Annotated in this window: 15 protein-coding genes; 11 read left to right on the top strand and 4 right to left on the bottom strand. The window is 61.6% G+C overall.

Features of this window, described 5'->3' with window-relative positions; all coding sequences use genetic code 11:
* The first annotated feature begins 152 nt into the window (after positions 1-152).
* Positions 153-2,762: a bifunctional aconitate hydratase 2/2-methylisocitrate dehydratase gene (gene acnB, locus ACW9IB_RS06630; RefSeq protein ID WP_457368098.1), complete on the top strand. Its 2,610-nt coding sequence runs from the start codon at positions 153-155 to the stop codon at positions 2,760-2,762.
* 215 nt (positions 2,763-2,977) lie between these two features.
* Here the strand turns inward: acnB and ACW9IB_RS06625 are convergent, their stop codons facing one another.
* The gene (locus ACW9IB_RS06625) at positions 2,978-4,255 is read right to left on the bottom strand and encodes a serine/threonine transporter (protein WP_457412862.1); all 1,278 of its coding nucleotides are present in this window, start codon (positions 4,253-4,255) and stop codon (positions 2,978-2,980) included.
* A gap of 250 nt (positions 4,256-4,505) precedes the next feature.
* Between ACW9IB_RS06625 and ACW9IB_RS06620 the strand changes: the two genes are divergently transcribed.
* From ACW9IB_RS06620 to ACW9IB_RS06605, 4 genes are all read left to right on the top strand, one after another.
* Positions 4,506-5,120 carry a TetR/AcrR family transcriptional regulator gene (locus ACW9IB_RS06620; protein ID WP_457368075.1) on the top strand — a complete coding sequence of 205 codons (615 nt, stop codon included), beginning with the start codon at positions 4,506-4,508 and terminating at the stop codon, positions 5,118-5,120.
* 40 nt (positions 5,121-5,160) lie between these two features.
* Positions 5,161-6,114, top strand: coding sequence for a 2-hydroxyacid dehydrogenase (locus tag ACW9IB_RS06615; protein ID WP_457368076.1), 954 nt, complete (start codon positions 5,161-5,163; stop codon positions 6,112-6,114).
* Positions 6,115-6,243: 129 nt separating this feature from the next.
* The gene (locus ACW9IB_RS06610) at positions 6,244-7,311 is read left to right on the top strand and encodes a phosphotransferase family protein (RefSeq protein WP_457412861.1); all 1,068 of its coding nucleotides are present in this window, start codon (positions 6,244-6,246) and stop codon (positions 7,309-7,311) included.
* A gap of 22 nt (positions 7,312-7,333) precedes the next feature.
* Positions 7,334-8,101: an SDR family oxidoreductase gene (locus tag ACW9IB_RS06605; RefSeq protein ID WP_071493152.1), complete on the top strand. Its 768-nt coding sequence runs from the start codon at positions 7,334-7,336 to the stop codon at positions 8,099-8,101.
* Here the strand turns inward: ACW9IB_RS06605 and ACW9IB_RS06600 are convergent, their stop codons facing one another.
* The gene (locus tag ACW9IB_RS06600; protein WP_457368078.1) at positions 8,102-8,545 is read right to left on the bottom strand and encodes a carboxymuconolactone decarboxylase family protein; all 444 of its coding nucleotides are present in this window, start codon (positions 8,543-8,545) and stop codon (positions 8,102-8,104) included.
* 163 nt (positions 8,546-8,708) lie between these two features.
* On the opposite strand from ACW9IB_RS06600, the gene pdxR reads away from it, so the two are divergent.
* The 3 genes from pdxR to ACW9IB_RS06585 all read left to right on the top strand — a co-directional run bounded on the left by pdxR (position 8,709) and on the right by ACW9IB_RS06585 (position 11,005).
* Positions 8,709-10,142 (top strand): MocR-like pyridoxine biosynthesis transcription factor PdxR, encoded by a 1,434-nt coding sequence (gene pdxR, locus ACW9IB_RS06595; protein WP_457412860.1) that lies wholly within the window; start codon positions 8,709-8,711, stop codon positions 10,140-10,142.
* An 83-nt stretch (positions 10,143-10,225) separates the two neighbouring features.
* The gene (locus ACW9IB_RS06590) at positions 10,226-10,507 is read left to right on the top strand and encodes a putative quinol monooxygenase (RefSeq protein WP_457412859.1); all 282 of its coding nucleotides are present in this window, start codon (positions 10,226-10,228) and stop codon (positions 10,505-10,507) included.
* 96 nt (positions 10,508-10,603) lie between these two features.
* Positions 10,604-11,005, top strand: coding sequence for a cupin domain-containing protein (locus tag ACW9IB_RS06585; RefSeq protein ID WP_457412858.1), 402 nt, complete (start codon positions 10,604-10,606; stop codon positions 11,003-11,005).
* Positions 11,006-11,037: 32 nt separating this feature from the next.
* On the opposite strand, the gene ACW9IB_RS06580 is transcribed toward ACW9IB_RS06585, so the two are convergent.
* Complete coding sequence (locus ACW9IB_RS06580) at positions 11,038-11,667, bottom strand: DNA-3-methyladenine glycosylase I (protein WP_457412856.1); 630 nt, start codon at positions 11,665-11,667, stop codon at positions 11,038-11,040.
* A 232-nt stretch (positions 11,668-11,899) separates the two neighbouring features.
* Here ACW9IB_RS06580 and ACW9IB_RS06575 point away from each other — a divergent pair, with 232 nt between their 5' ends.
* The 3 genes from ACW9IB_RS06575 to ACW9IB_RS06565 all read left to right on the top strand — a co-directional run bounded on the left by ACW9IB_RS06575 (position 11,900) and on the right by ACW9IB_RS06565 (position 14,786).
* Positions 11,900-13,210 (top strand): C4-dicarboxylate transporter DctA, encoded by a 1,311-nt coding sequence (locus ACW9IB_RS06575; protein ID WP_457412854.1) that lies wholly within the window; start codon positions 11,900-11,902, stop codon positions 13,208-13,210.
* 171 nt (positions 13,211-13,381) lie between these two features.
* Positions 13,382-14,083, top strand: a complete 702-nt coding sequence (locus tag ACW9IB_RS06570) for a FadR/GntR family transcriptional regulator (RefSeq protein ID WP_457368083.1) — start codon at positions 13,382-13,384, stop codon at positions 14,081-14,083.
* A gap of 16 nt (positions 14,084-14,099) precedes the next feature.
* Positions 14,100-14,786, top strand: a complete 687-nt coding sequence (locus ACW9IB_RS06565; RefSeq protein WP_457412852.1) for a GntR family transcriptional regulator — start codon at positions 14,100-14,102, stop codon at positions 14,784-14,786.
* A 223-nt stretch (positions 14,787-15,009) separates the two neighbouring features.
* On the opposite strand, the gene ACW9IB_RS06560 is transcribed toward ACW9IB_RS06565, so the two are convergent.
* The gene (locus tag ACW9IB_RS06560; RefSeq protein WP_457412850.1) at positions 15,010-19,869 is read right to left on the bottom strand and encodes an NAD-glutamate dehydrogenase; all 4,860 of its coding nucleotides are present in this window, start codon (positions 19,867-19,869) and stop codon (positions 15,010-15,012) included.
* Positions 19,870-20,241 lie beyond the last annotated feature (372 nt).

The raw sequence follows: 20,241 nt of genomic DNA, 5'->3' as shown, positions 1-20,241 counted from the left end.
TCAGCTCCGTTCTGCAGGCGTAAAACTTTGAAAGCAGCTTCTGTGAGGAATGCCGGCAGCGCTGGCTTTGCGGCCCAAAAAGCCCCCGAGCGCATGCGTGCCGTTCATTTCTGGATGAGCGTCCCGTGGGACCACTGATGAGGGTAATAACTGTGCTTGAAGCCTACCGCAAACATATCGAAGAGCGTGCCGCCCTGGGTATCGTTCCCCAGCCGCTTAACGCCGAACAAACCGCAGGCCTGGTCGAGCTGCTGAAGAATCCCCCGGCTGGCGAAGAAGAATTCCTCGTTGACCTGATCACCAACCGCATTCCGCCAGGCGTTGACGAAGCTGCCTACGTCAAGGCCGGTTTCCTGGCCGCCCTGGCCAAGGGTGAAGCCACCTCCCCTCTGCTGGACAAGAAGCGCGCCGTTGAGCTGCTCGGCACCATGCAGGGTGGCTACAACATCGTGACCCTGGTCGACCTGCTCGACGACGCCGAACTGGCTCCGGTTGCCGCCGCGCAACTCAAGCACACCCTGCTGATGTTCGATGCCTTCCACGACGTGGCTGAAAAAGCCAAGAAAGGCAACGCCCACGCCAAGGCCGTGATCCAGTCCTGGGCCGACGGCGAATGGTTCAGCAACCGCCCTGTCCTGGCCGACAAGATCAGCCTGCGCGTGTTCAAGGTCACCGGCGAAACCAACACCGACGACCTGTCCCCTGCTCCGGATGCCTGGTCCCGCCCTGACATCCCGCTGCACGCCCTGGCCATGCTGAAAATGGCTCGCGAAGGCATCGTGCCGGACGAGCAAGGCAAGACCGGCCCGATGAAGCAGATCGAAGAGATGCGCGGCCAAGGCTTCCCGATCGCCTACGTCGGTGACGTGGTCGGTACCGGTTCCTCGCGTAAATCCGCGACCAACTCCGTGCTGTGGTTCTTCGGCGACGACGTCCCTTATGTGCCGAACAAGCGCGCCGGCGGCTTCTGCTTCGGCAGCAAGATCGCACCTATCTTCTACAACACCATGGAAGATGCCGGCGCACTGCCGATCGAATTCGACGTGTCCAACATGAACATGGGCGACGTGATCGACCTGTACCCGCATGCTGGCAAAGTCTGCAAACACGGCACCGACGAAGTCATCACCACCTTCGAAATGAAGACCCCGGTGCTGTTGGACGAAGTCCGCGCCGGTGGCCGTATCCCGCTGATCATCGGTCGCGGCCTGACCGACAAGGCGCGCGCCGAACTGGGCCTGGGCCCAACCGACCTGTTCAAGCTGCCTGAAGCGCCTGTCGACACCGGCAAGGGCTTCACCCTGGCACAGAAAATGGTCGGCAAGGCATGCGGTCTGCCGGTAGGCAAAGGCGTTCGTCCTGGCACCTACTGCGAACCGAAGATGACCACCGTCGGCTCTCAGGACACCACCGGTCCGATGACCCGTGACGAACTGAAAGACCTGGCGTGCCTGGGCTTCTCGACCGATCTGGTGATGCAGTCGTTCTGCCACACCGCGGCCTATCCAAAGCCGATCGACGTGACCACCCACCACACCCTGCCTGACTTCATCATGACCCGTGGCGGTGTTTCGCTGCGTCCAGGCGACGGCATCATCCACAGCTGGCTGAACCGCATGCTGCTGCCGGATACCGTCGGTACCGGTGGTGACTCCCACACCCGTTTCCCGATGGGCATTTCGTTCCCGGCCGGTTCGGGCCTGGTCGCGTTCGCCGCAGCCACTGGCGTGATGCCACTGGACATGCCGGAATCGATCCTGGTGCGTTTCAAAGGCAAGATGAAACCTGGCATCACCCTGCGTGACCTGGTTCATGCGATTCCTTACTACGCCATCCAGAAAGGTCTGTTGACCGTCGAGAAGAAAGGCAAGAAAAACGCCTTCTCCGGCCGCATCCTGGAAATCGAAGGCCTGGAAGGCCTGACGCTGGAACAGGCTTTCGAGCTGTCCGACGCGTCGGCTGAACGCTCCGCTGCCGGTTGCACCATCAAGCTGTCCAAAGAGTCCATCACCGAGTACCTGAACTCCAACATCACCCTGCTGCGCTGGATGATCGGTGAAGGCTACGGCGATGCACGTACACTGGAACGTCGCGCCCAAGCGATGGAAGCCTGGGTCAAGAACCCTGAGCTGATGGAAGCCGATGCCGACGCCGAATACGCCGAAATCATCGAGATCGACCTGGCCGACATCAACGAGCCTGTGCTCTGCGCACCGAACGATCCGGACGACGCCCGTCTGCTGTCCAGCGTTGCTGGCGAGAAGATCGACGAAGTGTTCATCGGTTCGTGCATGACCAACATCGGTCACTTCCGTGCTGCCGGTAAACTGCTGGATCAGGTCAAGGGGCAGCTGCCAACCCGTCTGTGGCTGTCGCCGCCGACCAAGATGGACGCTCACCAACTGACCGAGGAAGGCTACTACGGCATCTACGGCAAGGCCGGCGCGCGCATGGAAATGCCGGGCTGCTCGCTGTGCATGGGTAACCAGGCACGTGTAGAGCCGAACTCGACCGTTGTATCGACGTCGACCCGTAACTTCCCGAACCGCCTGGGTGATGGTGCAAACGTCTACCTGGCATCGGCCGAGCTGGCGGCAGTGGCATCCACCCTGGGTCGCCTGCCGACTGTCGAAGAGTACATGGGCTACGCGGCCAAACTGGACACCATGGCCAGTGACGTCTACCGCTACCTGAACTTCGACCAGATCGCCGAGTTCCGCAAAATCGCTGCAAGCGCCAACATCCCGGTGATTCAAGCCTAAGGTGTTGATGCAATGAAAACGCCGCGTATCGAAAGATACGCGGCGTTTTTTTTGCTGACATACTGACTTGATAACACCACAAAACAAAAGTGGGAGCGGGCTTGCTCGCGAGTGCGGTAGGTCAGTCACTGGCAATGTGACTGATAGACCGCATTCGCGGGCAAGCCCGCTCCCACATTTTTAGATCTGCCGTGCCTGAAAGACCGTGCTACGGCTCAGGCAATCAGCGAGTACACCACCGCACTAATCGCCACCAGTCCAACCGCCGTGACAAACACATTGGACGCCTGCCCACGGTATTTGGCCATGGCCGGAACCTTGCGGATCGCATACATCGGCATCAGGAACAGGATCGACGCAATGATCGGACCGCCCAGGGCCTCGATCATGCCGAGGATGCTCGGGTTCAGCGTGGCGACAATCCAGCACACCACCAGCATAAAGGCGGCGGTCAAGCGATCCAGGGTCTTGGCGGCCGGGCGGCGACCGGTTTTGAGCACCAGGCCCTTGAGGCCTTCGCTGGCACCGATGTAGTGACCCAGGAACGACTTGGCAATCGCCACGAACGCAATCAACGGCGCGGCAAAGGCGATGGTCGGGTTATTGAAGTGGTTGGCCAGGTACGACAGGATCGACAGGTTCTGCGCCTTGGCTTCGGCCAGTTGCGCCGGAGACAGGGTCAGCACGCAGCTGAACACGAAGAACAGCACCATCACCACCATCAGCACGTGCGCGCGGGACAGGATCTGCGAGCTGCGCTCGTCGGCGTGCGCGCCGTACTGACGCTTCTGGTCCACCGCAAAAGCCGAAATGATCGGCGAATGGTTGAACGAGAACACCATCACCGGAATCGCCAGCCACAGGGTGCTGAGCAAGGCCGACGGTGCCGGCACCTCGCTGGCGGTGCTGAGAATGCCGCCATTCCAGTGCGGGATGAGGTACACCGCGAGGAACAGCAGCGCGACGATGAATGGATACACCATCAGGCTCATGGCCTTGACGATCACTTGCTCACCGCAGCGCACCACCGCCAACAGGCCGAGGATCAGCACGAACGACAGGATCGCCCGGGGCGGCGGCAGGATGTGCAACTGGTGTTCCATGAAGCTGCTGACGGTGTTGGTCAACGCCACGCTGTAGATCAGCAGGATCGGAAAGATCGCAAAGAAGTACAGCAGGGTGATCACCGCACCGGCCTTGAGGCCGAAGTGTTCTTCAACCACGTCGGTGATGTCGGAACCTTCACGCCCGGACAGGACGAACCGGGTCAGGCCACGGTGGGCAAAGAACGTCATCGGGAACGCCAGCACCGCCAGGATCAGCAGCGGCCAGAAGCCACCCAGGCCGGCATTGATGGGCAAAAACAAAGTACCGGCGCCAATCGCCGTACCGAACAGCCCGAGCATCCAGGTAGTGTCCTGGCGGCTCCAGCTTGCGAGGGTTGCAGGTGTCGTTGCATAGCGTTCGTCGACGCTATTGGCCTGATCATTCATCCGGTCGGATCTCCGCATTTACACGGCCGGGACGAGTCAGAAAAACCTGACAGGCAGCGCCCCGACCATAGAAGGGGCGCGATTGTCCGGGATTCTCCTGAATAAGCAAAGACTTAGCTGAGGAACGGTTGTACGGAGCAGGCATTTTTCGGGGGCAGGCGTTATAAATTCCCGTACAAATCTATTTTAGAATTGCCCGCATTCCTGTAGCTTCCAGGCGGTATCCGCCCTTTATTCTGAGAGCCCGCCCATGCCTCGCGTCTCCCGCAAACAAGCCGAACTCAACCGCGAAATCATCGTCGAGTCCGCCACGCATCTGTTCCGTGAGCGCGGGCTGCATGGCATCAGCCTGTCGGACGTGATGGCCGCCGCCGGCCTGACCCATGGAGGCTTCTACGGGCACTTCGCCTCCAAGGAAGCCCTGGCCACTGAAGCCTGCGAACTGGCCTTCAAACAATCGAACCTGATCTGGCAGGAAAAAATCGAGCGCAGTGACGACCCGCAGGCCGCTCGGGAGGCCATCCTGCGCCCGTACTTGTCGGCCTCGCACCGCGACAACCCGGGCGACGGTTGCCCGATCTCCGCGTTTACCCCGGACATGTGTCATGAGTCGGCGGACACCGCCCTGCACCACGCTTTCCTGCACGGGGTGGAGCAATCGGTGGGGATATTCATGCAATTGGAAGGCGAAGACCGTCAGGCCGCGCTGGCCCACTACTCGATGATCGTGGGCGCGTTGACCCTGGCGCGTGCAACTCGCGGCCATGATCTGTCGGACGAGTTTCTGGAGGCAGTGAGAAATACCCTGCTGCCAGATAAGAAATCGGACAACACCCTTGACAGCAAAGCCAGCGAACCCGCTTGATCCCCCTGTGCCCCTCAAACCCCTCAGGAAGAGCGTTCCGATGTCCACCACTGTTCTGGTTCTGGTCGAAACCATCAACGAATACCTGCAAATCATCGAGAGCAACGACTTTCATGTGATTCTGGCGCCGACGCCAGCGGAGCGCGCCCAGGCGATCAAGGCCCACGGCGGGCAGATCAATGCTGTGCTGACCCGGGGTCCGCTGGGCCTGTATGCCGAGGAAATCGCCGCCCTGCCGCTGCTGGAGATCATCTGCGTGATCGGCGCCGGCTATGAGCATGTGGACCTGCAAGCCGCCAGCAATCGCGGGATCGTGGTTACCAACGGTGCCGGGGTCAATGCCCCTTCGGTGGCCGACCACGCCATGGCCTTGCTGCTGTCACTGGTACGCGGCATTCCCCAGACGGACGCAGCGGTACGCCGCAGCGAGTGGCCCAAGGTGATGCGCCCGTCCCTGGGCGGCAAGCAGCTAGGCATCCTCGGGCTGGGGGCCGTGGGCCTGGAGATCGCCAGGCGCGCGTCCCTGGGCTTCGGCATGGAAGTGAGCTATCACAATCGCCAACCCCGTGATGACGTGGACTACACCTACTGCGCCACCGCCGTGGAGCTGGCACGCAATTCGGACTTCCTGATCCTGGCCACCCCTGGCGGCCCCAGCACTCGGCACCTGATCGACCGCCACGCGCTGGACGCGCTGGGGCCGAATGGCTACCTGGTGAATATCGGCCGTGGCAGCGTGGTGGTCACCGACGACCTGGTGGCAGCCCTTGAACAGCGGCGTATCGGCGGCGCGGCGCTGGACGTGTTCGACGACGAACCCAAGGTGCCCGATGCGCTCAAGCGCCTGAGCAATACCGTGCTCACTTCCCATGTGGCCGGTCTGTCGCCGGAAGCCGCTCACGATACCGTGCAACGGGTGGCCGACAACCTGGTGGAGTACTTTGCCGGCCGCCCCGTACTCACGCCGGTCGCCCTGCCCCCACCCGAAAAATGACCGATCAGGCACGCTGATTATCATCCAACACGCTAACCTATTAAGCCGCCCCGACCTTGTCGCTGGGCGGCTGCGCGCATTAGATTAGGAAATAGTCCGAGGCCTTTAGAATAAGCAGAAGGGATAAGCATGGCGCTTAACGACCAATCGACCCAGATTCGCCCAGGCGAAGAACTTGATGCCAGCCTGATCGATCCCTACCTCAAGGCGCATATTCCGGGCCTGCATGGCACACCGACCATCAGCCAGTTCCCCGGCGGCGCGTCGAACCTGACCTACCTGCTGGAATACCCCGGCCAGGAATTCGTCCTGCGTCGCCCGCCCTTTGGCCACAAGGCCAAGTCTGCCCACGACATGGGCCGCGAATACCGCATTCTCAACCAACTGAAAGATGGCTTCCCGTACTGCCCCAAGGCCTACGTGCATTGCACCGATGATTCGGTGATCGGCGCCGAGTTCTATGTGATGGAGCGGGTCAACGGCATTATCCTGCGCTCCGACTTGCCCGCCGAACTGGGCCTGGACGCCACTCGAACCGAGGCGCTGTGCAAAAGCTTCATCGACAAATTCGTCGAATTGCACCAGATGGACTACAGCGCCTGCGGCCTGGCCGACCTGGGCAAGCCAGAAGGCTATGTGGAACGTCAGATCCGTGGCTGGAGCGACCGCTACGAGAAAGCCCTGACTCCCGACGCCCCACGCTGGGAAGCCGTGCGTGCCTGGCTCAATGACAAGATGCCCGCCGACCATCCCACGTCGAGCATCGTGCACAACGACTACCGCTTCGACAACGTGATCCTCGATCCACACAACCCGATGCAGATCATCGGCGTGCTGGACTGGGAGCTGACCACCCTGGGCGACCCGCTGATGGACTTGGGCAACACCCTCGCCTACTGGATAGAAGCGGCCGACCCGGCGCCCGTCCAATTGATGCGCCGCCAACCGAGCAATGCCCCCGGCATGCTCACCCGTCGCCAGTTCGTGGACTATTACGCCGAACGCGCGGGTATTCGCATCGATAACTTCGACTTCTACTACACCTACGGCCTGTTCCGCCTGGCCGGCATCGTGCAACAGATCTACTACCGCTTCTTCCACGGCCAGACCCAGGACAAACGCTTTGCGCAGTTCATCCACATGAACAAGCTGCTGGAGCAGATGAGCCTGGCCGTCATCGGTAAATCAGCCCTCTGACTACAAGAACAAGGAACCCTCCATGTCCAAGACCCACCTGTTCGACCTCGACGGCAAGATCGCGTTTGTGTCCGGCGCCAGCCGGGGTATCGGCGAGGCCATCGCCAAACTGCTCGCCCAGCAAGGCGCCCATGTGATCGTCTCCAGCCGCAAGCTGGAAGGCTGCCAGCACGTGGCCGATGCGATTATCGCCGACGGCGGCAAGGCCACGGCCGTGGCTTGTCATATTGGTGAGATGGAGCAGATCACCCAGGTGTTCGCCGGGATTCGCGAGCAGTTCGGCCGCCTGGACATCCTGGTCAACAACGCCGCCACCAACCCGCAGTTCTGCAACGTGCTGGACACCGACCTCGGCGCCTTCCAGAAAACCGTGGACGTGAATATCCGCGGTTACTTCTTCATGTCGGTGGAAGCCGGCAAGCTGATGCGCGAGAACGGCGGCGGCAGCATCATCAACGTTGCGTCGATCAACGGGATTTCCCCGGGCGTGTTCCAGGGCATCTATTCGGTGACCAAGGCCGCCGTGATCAACATGACCAAGGTGTTCGCCAAGGAGTGCGCGGCCTTCGGCATTCGTTGCAACGCCCTGCTGCCGGGCCTTACCGACACCAAGTTCGCTTCGGCCCTGGTGAAGAACGATTCGATCCTGAAAATGGCCCTGGCACAGATCCCGCTCAAGCGCGTGGCCGAGCCGAGCGAGATGGCCGGTGCGGTGCTGTTTCTGGCCAGCGATGCGTCCAGCTACACCACCGGCGTGTCGCTGAACGTGGACGGCGGTTTCCTGTCCTGATCAGGCGTTCGGCGGCTGCTGCCGAAAACTCACCGCCAGGCGGTTCCAGCCACTGATGCTGGACACCGCCATGGTCAGGTCCACCAGTTCCTGCTCGCTGAACTCCAGGCGCACCGCCGCAAACAGTTCATCCGGCACCCCCGAGGTCGGCAGCGATGCTACCGACTCGCTCCAGGCCAACGCGGCCTTCTCCCGCGCCGAGAAAAACGGCGAATCGCGCCAGACGCACAAGGCAAACAGGCGGCGCTCGCTTTCGCCCCGTTGACGCGCTGCCATCGAATGCATGTCGGTGCAGAACCCGCAGTGGTTGAGCTGCGAGACGCGGATCTTGATCAATTCCAGCAACGGCTTTTCGATCGACAGGCCAAAGGTGTTCGCTTCCAGCATCAGCATGCCCTTGAGCGCTTGCGGTGAGGCGGCGTAGTAATCCAGGCGCGGTTCCATGGGAGTGGTCTCTGATATCGGCTCGATGACAGGCCAGCCTAAAGCCCACGTGGAATAAGCCCTATAGCCAATCCGGCGGTTTTTGAGGAGGCCGTTTTGGGCGTTTTCCTGACTGGGTTATTACGAGTAATCTGGTCGCAGTTTGAATGCCACAGGGTGAAACATGGAACTGCACGTCGTGATCAACGGGCGAAAGGATTTGGCCGATCAGCTTTACCGGCAACTGCGCGAAGCGATCAGTTCCGGGCGCCTGGCCGCCGGCGCGCAACTGCCGCCGAGCCGCTTGCTGGCGGAACAATTGGGCGTGTCCCGCAAGACCGTCTCCGACACCTACGCGACCCTGACCTACGAGGGTTTGCTGGTAGGCCAGACGGGCCGCGGCACCTTCGTCAGCGCCCGCACGCCCCAGAGCAACCACCTGCCGATTGCCACCGAACTGGCCTGCGCCACCAGCCTGGCCAGATGGGCATCGCTGCCCTCGCCCATGCGCCACCCCACCCGCGACAGCACCCTGCGCTACGAATTCATCGGTGGTGCCACCACGCGCACCCAGTTCCCCCAGGATGAATGGCGGCGCTGCACCCAGGACGCCTTGCGCCGGATCGCCCAGAACAGCGGTTTCTACAGCCAGCCCGAGGGGCTGCCGGTGCTGCGCGATGCCATCGCCGGGCACATCGCGTTTTCGCGCGGGGTCAAATGCCGCGACAGCGACATCGTGGTCACCAATGGCGCGCAGCAGGCCCTGGACCTGCTCGCACGCGTGGTGCTGGAACCGGGCTGCACCGTCGCCATGGAAGACCCCGGCTACAGCCCCGCGCGCCAGCTGTTCACGGCGATGGGCGCCCATGTGCAGGGCGTGCCGGTGGACGCAGAAGGTATCCGAGTCGAACTGATTCCCGACGGCACACGCCTGATCTACGTCACGCCTTCACACCAGTTCCCCCTCGGCATGCCCATGAGCCTGCCACGCCGTGAAGCGCTGCTGGCACGTGCGTTCGAGCTGGGCGCTATCGTGATCGAAGACGACTACGACAGCGAATTCCGCTACGAAGGTCGCCCCACCGACTCGCTGCAAAGCATGGATACCCGGGGCGTGGTGACCTATGTCGGCACTTTCTCGAAGACCCTGCTGCCCGAATTGCGCCTGGGCTATCTGGTGCTGCCACCGGTGCTGCTTGGTGCGGTCGTCAAGGCCAAGCAATTGACCGACCAGCACAGCTCCACCCTGCCGCAATGGGCGCTGGCCAAGTTCATCAGCGAGGGTTACCTGCTCAAGCACATCCGCCGCTGCCACAACGTGTACGCAGGGCGCCGCGAGCGCATTCTGCAGCGCCTGGCGGGCGACCTGTCACCGTGGTTCGAAGCGGTGCCGACCGTGGCCGGGTTCCATATGGCGGCGCTGTGCAAGGTGGCGGTGAACATTCCCCTGCTGATCGGGCTGGCGCGCCAGGTGGAGGTGGGGCTGTACCCGCTGGACGTGTTCTTCCACGAGACACCGGTTCGCCCGGGGCTGATCATCGGCTTTGGCGCCATCGAAACCCTCGACATCGACCCGGCCCTGGACAAGGTGCGCGACATCCTCCAGCAAATTGGCTGACGGACTTTCCGGCGAATTGGTCATTGGTCCCGGCGCGATCAGCCCCTAGCCTGTGCACTGACCCCGCCCCGGAGACCATCGCCATGCCTGCCAGTGCCTTCAACACCGTTCACGTTCGTGCCGCCGCCGGGCGTTCGTCCGAGCTCGGCGAGCATCTGCAAAAGATTGCCCTGGCGGTGCGCAGCGCGCCGGGCTGCCTGGATTATGCCGTGCACCGCAGCCCGGTGGACCCCGACCTGTGGTCCGTCAACGGGCGCTGGGCCAGCGCCGAAGAACTGCGCGCGCACTTTGAGCTGCCGGCGCTGCAAGGCTTTATCGAACTGACCCGCCAGTGCCTGGCTACACGCCTGGACTTCGATCATTGACCGATTGGTCTCCCGGCCTTGCGCAGGATTGGTCATTGGTCACCCGCCGCCCTGGGCGTAGGGTGAAAGCGTCTCGAATCACTCGGAAACCTCATCATGAAACGACTGATCACAGCCTCCCTGATGCTCGCTTCGTTCGGCGCCTTCGCCCATGAGCCGGTGTACAACCAGGAATCGATCAAGGTGCTGCAAGAGCACGCCCTGGTCAACGTGCCCGGCAAGAAAACCATCATGCTCACCGTGAGCTACGCCCCCGGCCAGGCGACCGTGCCCCACAGCCACACGGGCACCGCCGTGGCCTATGTGCTGGAAGGTGAAATCACCTCACGGGTCAACGACGAAAAGGCCGTGACCTACAAGGCCGGCGAGACCTTCTACGAACCCGCCGGTTCGCGGCACTTCGAATCCAGCAACGCCAGCCAGACGAAGCCGGCCAAGCTGCTGGTGGTGATGGTGCTGGATGACAAGGCCGACGTGCTCACGCCCTTGCCCAAATAATCCGGCCCCCCAGGTGACACTCATCCGATCAGTCACGGGCGCTTGAAGGCGCGGCGCAGGTCCTCGATCCGTTGGCGGCAGGCACAACCTTCGAGGTGGTCATTGACCATGCCCATGGCCTGCATCAACGCGTACATCGTGGTCGGCCCCACATACGTCCAGCCGCGTTTCTTCAGGGCCCTGGACAGGCGTATCGATGCCGGCGAGGTGGGGTTGGCGGACCAGTAGGCCAGGTCCACCACCGCCGGGCGTTCTTCCTCACCCGGCTCGAACGCCCACATCCAGTGCGCCAATGAGCCGGTTTCGTCCACCAGCTCGCAGGCACGCCGTGCATTGTTGATGACCGAGACGATCTTGGCCCGGTTGCGCACGATGCCCGGATCATTCATCAGACGCTCGATATCGGCCTCGCCATACTGCGCCAGCCGGCGAAAATCGAACCCCTCGAACGCCGCCCGAAACGCCTCGCGCTTGCGCAGGATGGTGATCCACGCCAGCCCCGCCTGAAAGCCTTCCAGGCAGATTTTTTCGAACAACTGCACGTCGTCTGCTACCGGCACGCCCCACTCATGATCGTGATAAGGCGGGTATTGCGGCGCGGCCGTGCGCCAGGTGCAGTGCATTTGCCCGTTTTCATCGGGGGTCAGTCCTGATATTTCCATCCATCACCTCATACGCTTGGCCCGGGATGATAAGCGAAAAAATTTTACCCCCGCCAACCGCTCAAGCATCACCTTCACCGACCAACTGGTCAGACCGGGACCTGTCAACCGACGAATATTTACTTGTAGTTTCAAAAAAACCCGGCGTAGACTGGCCCCGCACTGGACTTACCGGTATGACCACAACAATTAAGCCCTGGAACCACCAGGGCACCGAATAGAGATCCTTCCCATGCTCAGATGGTGCTCGCGTTCGATTTTCCTGCAAGTCGTGATCGGCCTGATCTTAGGCATCGTGTGCGGCTTGGCCCTTCCCGAATTCTCCTCGCAACTCAAACCCCTGGGTGACGGCTTTATCAAGCTGATCAAGATGCTGATCGGCCTGATCGTGTTTTGCGTCGTGGTCAGCGGCATCTCCGGCGCCGGCGACTTGAAGAAAGTCGGGCGCATCGGCCTCAAGTCGGTGATCTACTTTGAAGTGCTCACCACCGTCGCCCTGGTGATCGGCCTGGTGATGGCCTTCAGCACCGGTATCGGCCAAGGCGCCAATATCCACCTGGAGCAGTTATCGTCCGCAGGCCTGAATGAACTGGCCGACAAGGGCCAGCACATCCGCGGCACCAGCCAGTTCCTGATGGACCTGATCCCCAACTCGGTGATCGGCGCGTTTGCCGACAATAACGTGCTGCAAGTGCTGCTGTTCTCGGTGCTGTTCGGCAGCGCGTTGAACCTGGTGGGTGAGTCGGCGTCGGGGATTTCGCGGCTGATCAACGAATTGAGCCATATCGTGTTTCGCATCATGGGCATAATCGTGCGCCTGGCGCCCATCGGCGTGTTCGGTGCAATCGCGTTCACCACCAGCACCTATGGCCTGGACTCCCTGCAACACCTGGGCAGCCTGGTGGGCCTGTTCTACCTGACCTGCTTCGCGTTCGTCGCACTGATCCTCGGCCTGGTGATGCGCCTGTCCGGCCTGCGCATGCTGCCGTTGCTCAAATACCTGCGCGAAGAACTGCTGATCGTGATGGGCACCGCCTCTTCCGACGCCGTGTTGCCACAGATCATGCGCAAACTCGAACACCTGGGTATCGGCAGCTCCACCGTGGGCCTGGTGATTCCGACGGGCTATTCATTCAACCTCGACGGTTTCTCCATCTACCTGACACTGGCCATCGTGTTTATCGCCAATGCCACCGGCACACCGTTGTCGATGACCGACCTGCTGACCATCCTGCTGGTATCGCTGATCACCTCCAAGGGTGCCCACGGCATACCCGGCTCGGCGCTGGTGATTCTGGCGGCAACCCTCACTGCGATCCCGGCGATTCCGGTCGTCGGCCTGGTGCTGGTGTTGGCGGTGGATTGGTTCATGGGCATCGGGCGCGCACTGACTAACCTGATCGGCAACTGCGTCGCCACCGTGGCCATCGCCCGCTGGGAAAAAGACATCGATATCCAGCGGGCCAACAAGGTGCTCGACGGCCAGCAAGGTTATACCTTTCAGGCCAAGAAACCGGCGTTGCCGGCGCATCAGGAGTTCTGATGCTTTCCTGAAGGCAACACACATCAATGTGGGAGCTGGCTTGCCTGCGATGGCGATGGATCATCCAATAGATGATGTCGGCTGACAGTCGGTCATCGCAGGCAAGCCAGCTCCCACAAGGGTTTGTCGCTGGATTAACTAACGTATTCGCCACATCAAGGAGAGGTAGACGTGATCAGCACCTCAACCGTCGTCAATTCAGTGGTAGAAAAACTGCGCGCCGCTCTGGCGCGTGGCCAGTGGCGCCAGGGTGAAATGCTGCCCGGCCAACGAGAACTGGCTGAACAGATGGGCATCAGCCGCCCGAGCCTGCGCGAAGCGGTGATCGTGCTGGAAACCCTCGGCCTGGTGCGCTCCATGCCCGGCAGAGGCGTGGTGGTGCTGGAAACCAGCGTCAACGAGCCGCAATCGAGCGACGCCGTCGCCGACGCCAGCCTCGAAGACATCCTGCAACTGCGCTACACCCTTGAACCCTTCATCGTCGGTCTGGTGGCCCAGTCCATCAGCAGCAAGGAAGTCGGCCAACTGCGCCTCACCCTCATGGACATGCGCGAAGCTCTCGACGCCGAAGATGCCGAAGCGGGCATGAACGCCTACATCGGTTTTCACGAAGAGCTGTTCGCGTTGACCTCCAACCCGATCTTCCAGAACGTGGTGCAACAGACCAGCAACGCTCTCAAGCAAAGCGCCCAGGTGCTGCGCAACTCCCCAGAGCACCTGGCGGAGCGCTTGCAAGAAAACGAAGCCGTGGTCCGCGCCATCCGCAACAAGAACAGCGCCCTGGCCAGCGCCGAGATGCGTCGGCACATCCTCCAGGAAGGCTTGCGCATGGGCATCCGCTTGAACATCCCGGACGACCATCTGGGCAGCTGACTTCAGGAGACAGGCCATGACCGCTCACGCGCTGCAACACGACCCCATCTTCCCTGCCCTGCGTCTGGTGCCGGGTAAAAAGCCGTCGGTGGATGAGATTTACCCGCGCCTGTTCGACGCCATCCTCGAACAGCGCATCGCGCCCTCCAGCCGCTTTACCGAAGAAGGCCTGGGCGAAATCTTTGGTGTGAGCCGCAGCGTGATCCGACGCGTGTTGGCCAAGCTGTCCCATCAGCAAGTGATCATCCTGCGCCCCAACCAGCGCGCCCAGGTGGCCGCGCCGGATACCCAGCAAACGCGGCAGATTCTGGAAGCACGACGGATGACGGAAATCACGGTGGTGCAACTGGCGTGCGCCCAGTCCACACCCGCCCGGGTACGCCAACTGCGCGAGCTGATCGCACGGGAACGCGACTGCATCGAGTGTGACCAGCGCGGGCCGGCGATTCGATTGTCCGGGGAGTTTCATCTGCAATTGGCGCAAATGTCTGGCAACGCGCCGCTGGCACAGTTCCTCAACAGCCTGGTGCCATTGACGTCGCTGGTCATTGCGCAGTACGAGGCAAAAGCCTGCACCTATTGTGCCTGGCAGGAGCATGAGGCGATTGTGGATGCCGTGGAACAGGGCGATTCGAATACCGCAGTGGCTTTGATGACCCAGCACTTGGATCACCTGGAAAGCAAGTTACTGAAACACCACTGACCTCGAGACCAATAGAGGTGATCGTTCCCACGCGCGTGGGAACGCCGCTCGGGGCGCTCCGCGTCCCCTTTCGATACCGAAGCATTGGTGACGCAGAGCGTTACGGGATGCATTCCCACGCGGAGCGTGGGAACGATCACACACTGATCGCGTTTCAGACTCAACAAAAAGCCCCCGCATCTCACGATGCGGGGGCTTTTGTTTTACCGGGGGATCACGCCGCTTACAGCACCGACTGACCGCTCAACGCCAGGTCCAACAGCTCGCGGTTGGCCACCGCGTACATGGCGTAGTCCGTACCGACTGCAGCACGAATTTCCACCATCATCGCCACCCAACGATCGGCCATGTCCTTGTGCTGCTCAAGCCACAGGGCCACGCGTGCTTCCATGTCTTGTGGCGCGTCGGCCATTTGCAGGACAGAGATGGTGATCGCGCGTTGCTGCCAGTCCACGTCATCGCGGAACGCTTCACGAGCCTGGGCCTGCCAGTTGTTGGCCACCGGCAGATCGCTGATCTGCTGCAGGTACCACGGCAGGTCCAGGGCACTGCCGACGGCGAAGTAGGCCTTGGCCACTTCGGCGGCGTCATGTCCGGTCACGTCGGCGGCTTCGATGATCGGCAGCAAGGTGTACAGGTGGGTAGTGCCTGCAACCATGCGTGCCAACAACTCCGGAACGCCGGCTTCGGTGTAAGCCTGGTAGCGGGTCTGCCAACCTTCACGGGTCGGGCCTTCCAGCAGTTCGTCGAGCTTGAGACCCAACGCCGCCAGGTGCGGACCGAAGTGTGCGGTGTCACGCCCGGCGTCCTGCTCGTTGCGACGGCTGCGCAGGAACCAGCGCGTGGCGCGACGGCCCAGGCGCATCAGCTCGTCCATCAGTTCAAGTTGCACGTCAGCGGATACCTGGTGATCCAGGGCTTCGATCTGGCGGAACCAGTGCGGGAGGTGGAAGATGTCACGCACGATCACGTAGGCACCGGCCACGTTCGCCGGGCTCATGCCGGTCGACTCCTTGAGCCGCTGAACGAAGGTGATACCCATGTGGTTGACCAGGTCGTTGGCGATCTGGGTGCTGACGATCTCGCGTTTCAGACGGTGACGACGCATGGCTTCGCCGAACTTGGCGACCAGGCTCGGCGGGAACGCGGTCTCCATGTCACGGGTCAGGTAGTCGTCATCCGGCACCAGGGACTTGAGCAGCGCTTCCTTGAGATCGATCTTGCTGTACGAGATCAGCACCGACAGCTCCGGACGGGTCAGGCCCTTCCCAGCGCCGAGGCGTTCGTTGAGCTGCTCCTCGGTCGGCAGGTACTCGATGGCTCGATCCAGCTTGCCACGGCCTTCAAGGTCGTTCATCAGACGCTTGTACTCGGCTGCACGCTCATAGGCACGACGCGCGGCCAGGGACAGGGCCTGGGTCTGCTTGTAGTTGTTGCCCAACACCAGGTTGCCGACTTCGTCGGTCATGCTCGCCAGCAACTGGTTGCGTTGCTTGTCGGTCATGTCACCGGCCTGCACCACTTCGTTGAGCAGGATCTTGATGTTCACTTCGTGGTCGGAGCAGTCCACGCCACCGGCGTTGTCGATGAAGTCGGTGTTGGAACCGCCGCCGTTGAGGCCGAACTCGACGCGACCCAGCTGGGTCATGCCCAGGTTGCCGCCCTCGCCCACCACCTTGCAGCGCAGCTCGTTGCCGTTGACGCGCAAAGCGTCGTTGGCCTTGTCGCCCACGTCAGCGTGGCTTTCAGTGCTGGCCTTGACGTAGGTACCGATACCGCCGTTCCACAGCAAGTCCACGGGGGCCTTGAGCAGGGCGTTCAGCAGTTCGGTCGGGGTCAGCTTGTCGGCCTGAATGTCAAAACGCTCTTTCATCTGGGGCGAGATCGCGACGCTCTTCGCGCTACGCGAGAAGATGCCGCCACCTTCGGACATGATGCTGGTGTCGTAGTCGGACCAGGCCGAGCGCGGCAGTTCGAACATGCGCTTGCGCTCGACGAAGCTGGTGGCCGGGTTCGGGTTCGGATCGATGAAGATATGCAGGTGGTTGAACGCCGCGACCAGTTGCAGCTTGTCGGACATCAACAAGCCGTTACCGAATACGTCGCCGGCCATGTCGCCCACGCCTACCACGGTGATGCTGTCTTCCTGCACGTTGATACCGCGCTCACGGAAGTGACGTTGCACACCCACCCACGCGCCTTTGGCGGTGATACCCATCTTCTTGTGGTCGTAACCGGCGGAACCACCGGAGGCGAACGCGTCGCCGAGCCAGAAGCCGTAGTCGATGGCGATGCCGTTGGCGATGTCGGAGAAGGTCGCGGTGCCTTTATCCGCAGCGACCACCAGGTACGGGTCATCATCGTCATGACGCACGACGTTGGCCGGCGGCACCACGTTGCCCTCTTTCAGGTTGTCGGTAATGTCCAGCAAGCCGGAAATGAAGATGCGGTAGCAGGCAATGCCCTCGGCCGCAATCTCGTCACGGCTGCCGCCCAGTGGCAGGCGACGCGGCAGGAAGCCGCCTTTCGCACCCACCGGCACGATGACCGAGTTCTTCACTTGCTGGGCTTTTACCAGGCCGAGCACTTCGGTACGGAAGTCTTCTTCACGGTCGGACCAGCGCAGGCCGCCGCGAGCGACGTTGCCGAAGCGCAGGTGCACGCCTTCGACACGCGGCGAATACACGAAGATTTCGAACTTCGGCACCGGTTTCGGCAGCTCGGGGATGGCACGCGGGTCGAACTTGAAGCTGAAGTACGACTTGTTCTGGCCGTTGGCGTCGGTCTGATAGAAGTTGGTACGCAGGGTGGCCTTGATCAGGTCCAGGTAGCGACGCAGGATGCGGTCTTCGTTCAGCACCTGAACGTCGTCCAGAGCGCTGAGGATCGCTTGTTCCAGACGTTGCTGCTTATCGTCCAGGTCTTCGGCAGTGAGCTTGCGCGCCAGGTAGAAGCGGGTCTTGAACAACCGGGTCAACTCGCGGGCGATGTCGGTGTGGTTGTTCAGGGTGCTGGCGATGTAACCCAGGTCGAAGCCCAGGCGGATCTGCTTCAGGTAACGGGCGTAGGCACGCAACAGCGCCACGTCGCGCCACGGCAGGCCGGCGGTCAGTACCAGGCGGTTGAACGCATCGTTTTCGGCGTCGCCATGCACGATGTGCACGAACGCGTCCTGCAGGGTGTCGTTGAGTTGCTGGATGTCCAGGTTCACGCCTTCGGCGGCGATGAACGCAAAATCGTGAATCCAGAACTCACGGCCATTGGCATGGCGCAGGCGGTACGGGAACTCGCCCAGCACGCGCAGACCGAGGTTTTCCAGGATCGGCAGCACGTCGGACAACGCCAGCGGGGTGTCGGCGTGGTACAGCTTGCAATGCAGCTCACGCTGGCCGGAAACCTGGCCCAGCGGCTGGTAGAAGCTCATCACCAGCGGGTTGGCTTCGGTAAGGCTGAGCAGGTGTTGCATGTCGACCACGGCCGAGTGCGCAGCAAAGCGCTCGCGGTAACCGGCCGGGAAGCCTTTCGGGAAGTCGGCCAGCACGTTGGTGCCGTGGGCTTCGCCCAAGCTTTCCACCACCAGGCTGGAGTAGTCGTCCTGCCAGCTGCGGCAGGCCTGCACCACTTCTTTTTCCAGTTGCAGCGGGTCGATGTCGATGCGGTTCTTTGGGTCTACACGCAGGATCAATTGCACGCGGGCCAGCACGGACTCGGAGAAGAAGGTCCAGAACTCGCAGTCAGAGGCTTTCAGGCGATCCATCAGCACCTGCTGGATCTTCTGGCGCACTTCGGTGGAATAGATGTCGCGCGGCACGTAGGCCAGGCAGTAGCAGAAACGACCGTATGGGTCTTTGCGCAGGAACACGCGGATCTTGTTGCGTTCCTGGATCTGCACGATGGACATCACGGTGCTGAACAGCTCGTCGACCGGGGTCTGGAACAGGTCGTCGCGGGGCAGCACTTCAACTACCTGGGCCAGTTCCTTGCCCAAGTGAGCCTTGGCCTGGAAACCCGAACGGCGTTCGATTTCCGCGACCTTGCGGCGGATGTACGGAATCACTCGCACGCTTTCGCCATACACCGACGAGGTGTACAGGCCCATGAAGCGGCATTCCTTGACAACCTTGCCGTCGGCGTCGAGCTGGCGGATCGACACGTAATCCGGGTAAGCCGGGCGATGCACGCGGCTTGGGTGGGCGGCCTTGGCGAACGACAGCACGGTCGGTTCGTTCAGGTAAGCCACGGCGTAGTCTTCGATGCGCAGGTCATCGGCGGTGAGGCCGGCGCGCAGCAATTTGGTCAGGCCGAGGAACGAATCGGCGTCATATTCGATATGACCGCCGCCCGCCTCGTCACGTACCACGAACTCTTCATAACCGAGGAAGGTGAAATGATTGTTCACCAACCATTCCAGGAAGCTCTTGATCTCGGCTTTCTCTTCGCCGTCGATAGCGAACGGGCTGGCGTCGATACCGGCCAGCAGGTCCTGGACCTTGGCTTTCATCGGTTCGAAATCGGCCACGGCCACGCGCACTTCGCCCAATACCTGCTCGAGCTCTTTGCCCAGCACGCTCAGTTCGGCGGCATTGGCGCAACGGTCGATTTCCAGGTACATCAGCGATTCTTGCTGGATGCCCTCGCCCTGGGTGCCTTTTGGCAGGATCTCCAGCAGCTCGCCCTTGCCACCACGACGCACGCTGAGCACGGTGGTCTGCAGGGTGTGGATGCTGTAGCCACGACGGTTGAGCTCGGTGCGGACCGAGTCCACCAGGAACGGCAGGTCATGGTGCAGCACTTCGACCGCGGTATGGGTCGACTGCCAGCCATGACGTTCGTAATCGGGGTTGTAGACCCGCACTTGCGGCTGGGTGTGATCAAAGCGCTCAAGCAGGCGCCACGCAGAGAGGGTGCAACCGGCCAGGTCGGAAAGGCGACGCTGGGTCAGTTCGTCCAGGGAAATGATGCCGAAGAATTGTTCAGCGAACAGCGCCACTTGTGGCAGTGCCTGTTCACTGATGTGCTGCGCCAGTGCTGCTTGCAGTTGATGCTGGAAGTCGGCCTTGCTGGCTGCGGTGAAGAACGCCATCTGTGGTACTCCGCTTGGGCTTGTTATTGATGAAAGCGTCGCGTGTTATTCCCTTGTCGACTCCGGTTCGAGGGTAAGGATAGAAGCACCCTGGCAAATCGAAGTGACAGGTGGGTGAAGCTGGACAAGACATTCAGGTCACATACAACTTCCATGAGATGCACACCGCACCGGGCGACGGTACGACGGGCAGGTCAGACTCCCGGCACAGAGCACATCCGTTGCGCAGCTTAACGAGTGTAAGAAGCCTGGTGCTTGCTGCACTGCGACATATTCGGTCACCAGCACGCAGGACCCGGTTGCACAAGCCGCAACCCATGCTCGAAAGGCTTGAGTAGATACACGTATCCCTACGCAACCAGACCCAGCCAC

This window comes from Pseudomonas sp. SDO524_S393 (assembly GCF_054071875.1).
The sequence above is the reverse complement of the archived record's forward strand: the minus strand, read 5'-3'. Positions and strand labels throughout refer to the sequence as shown.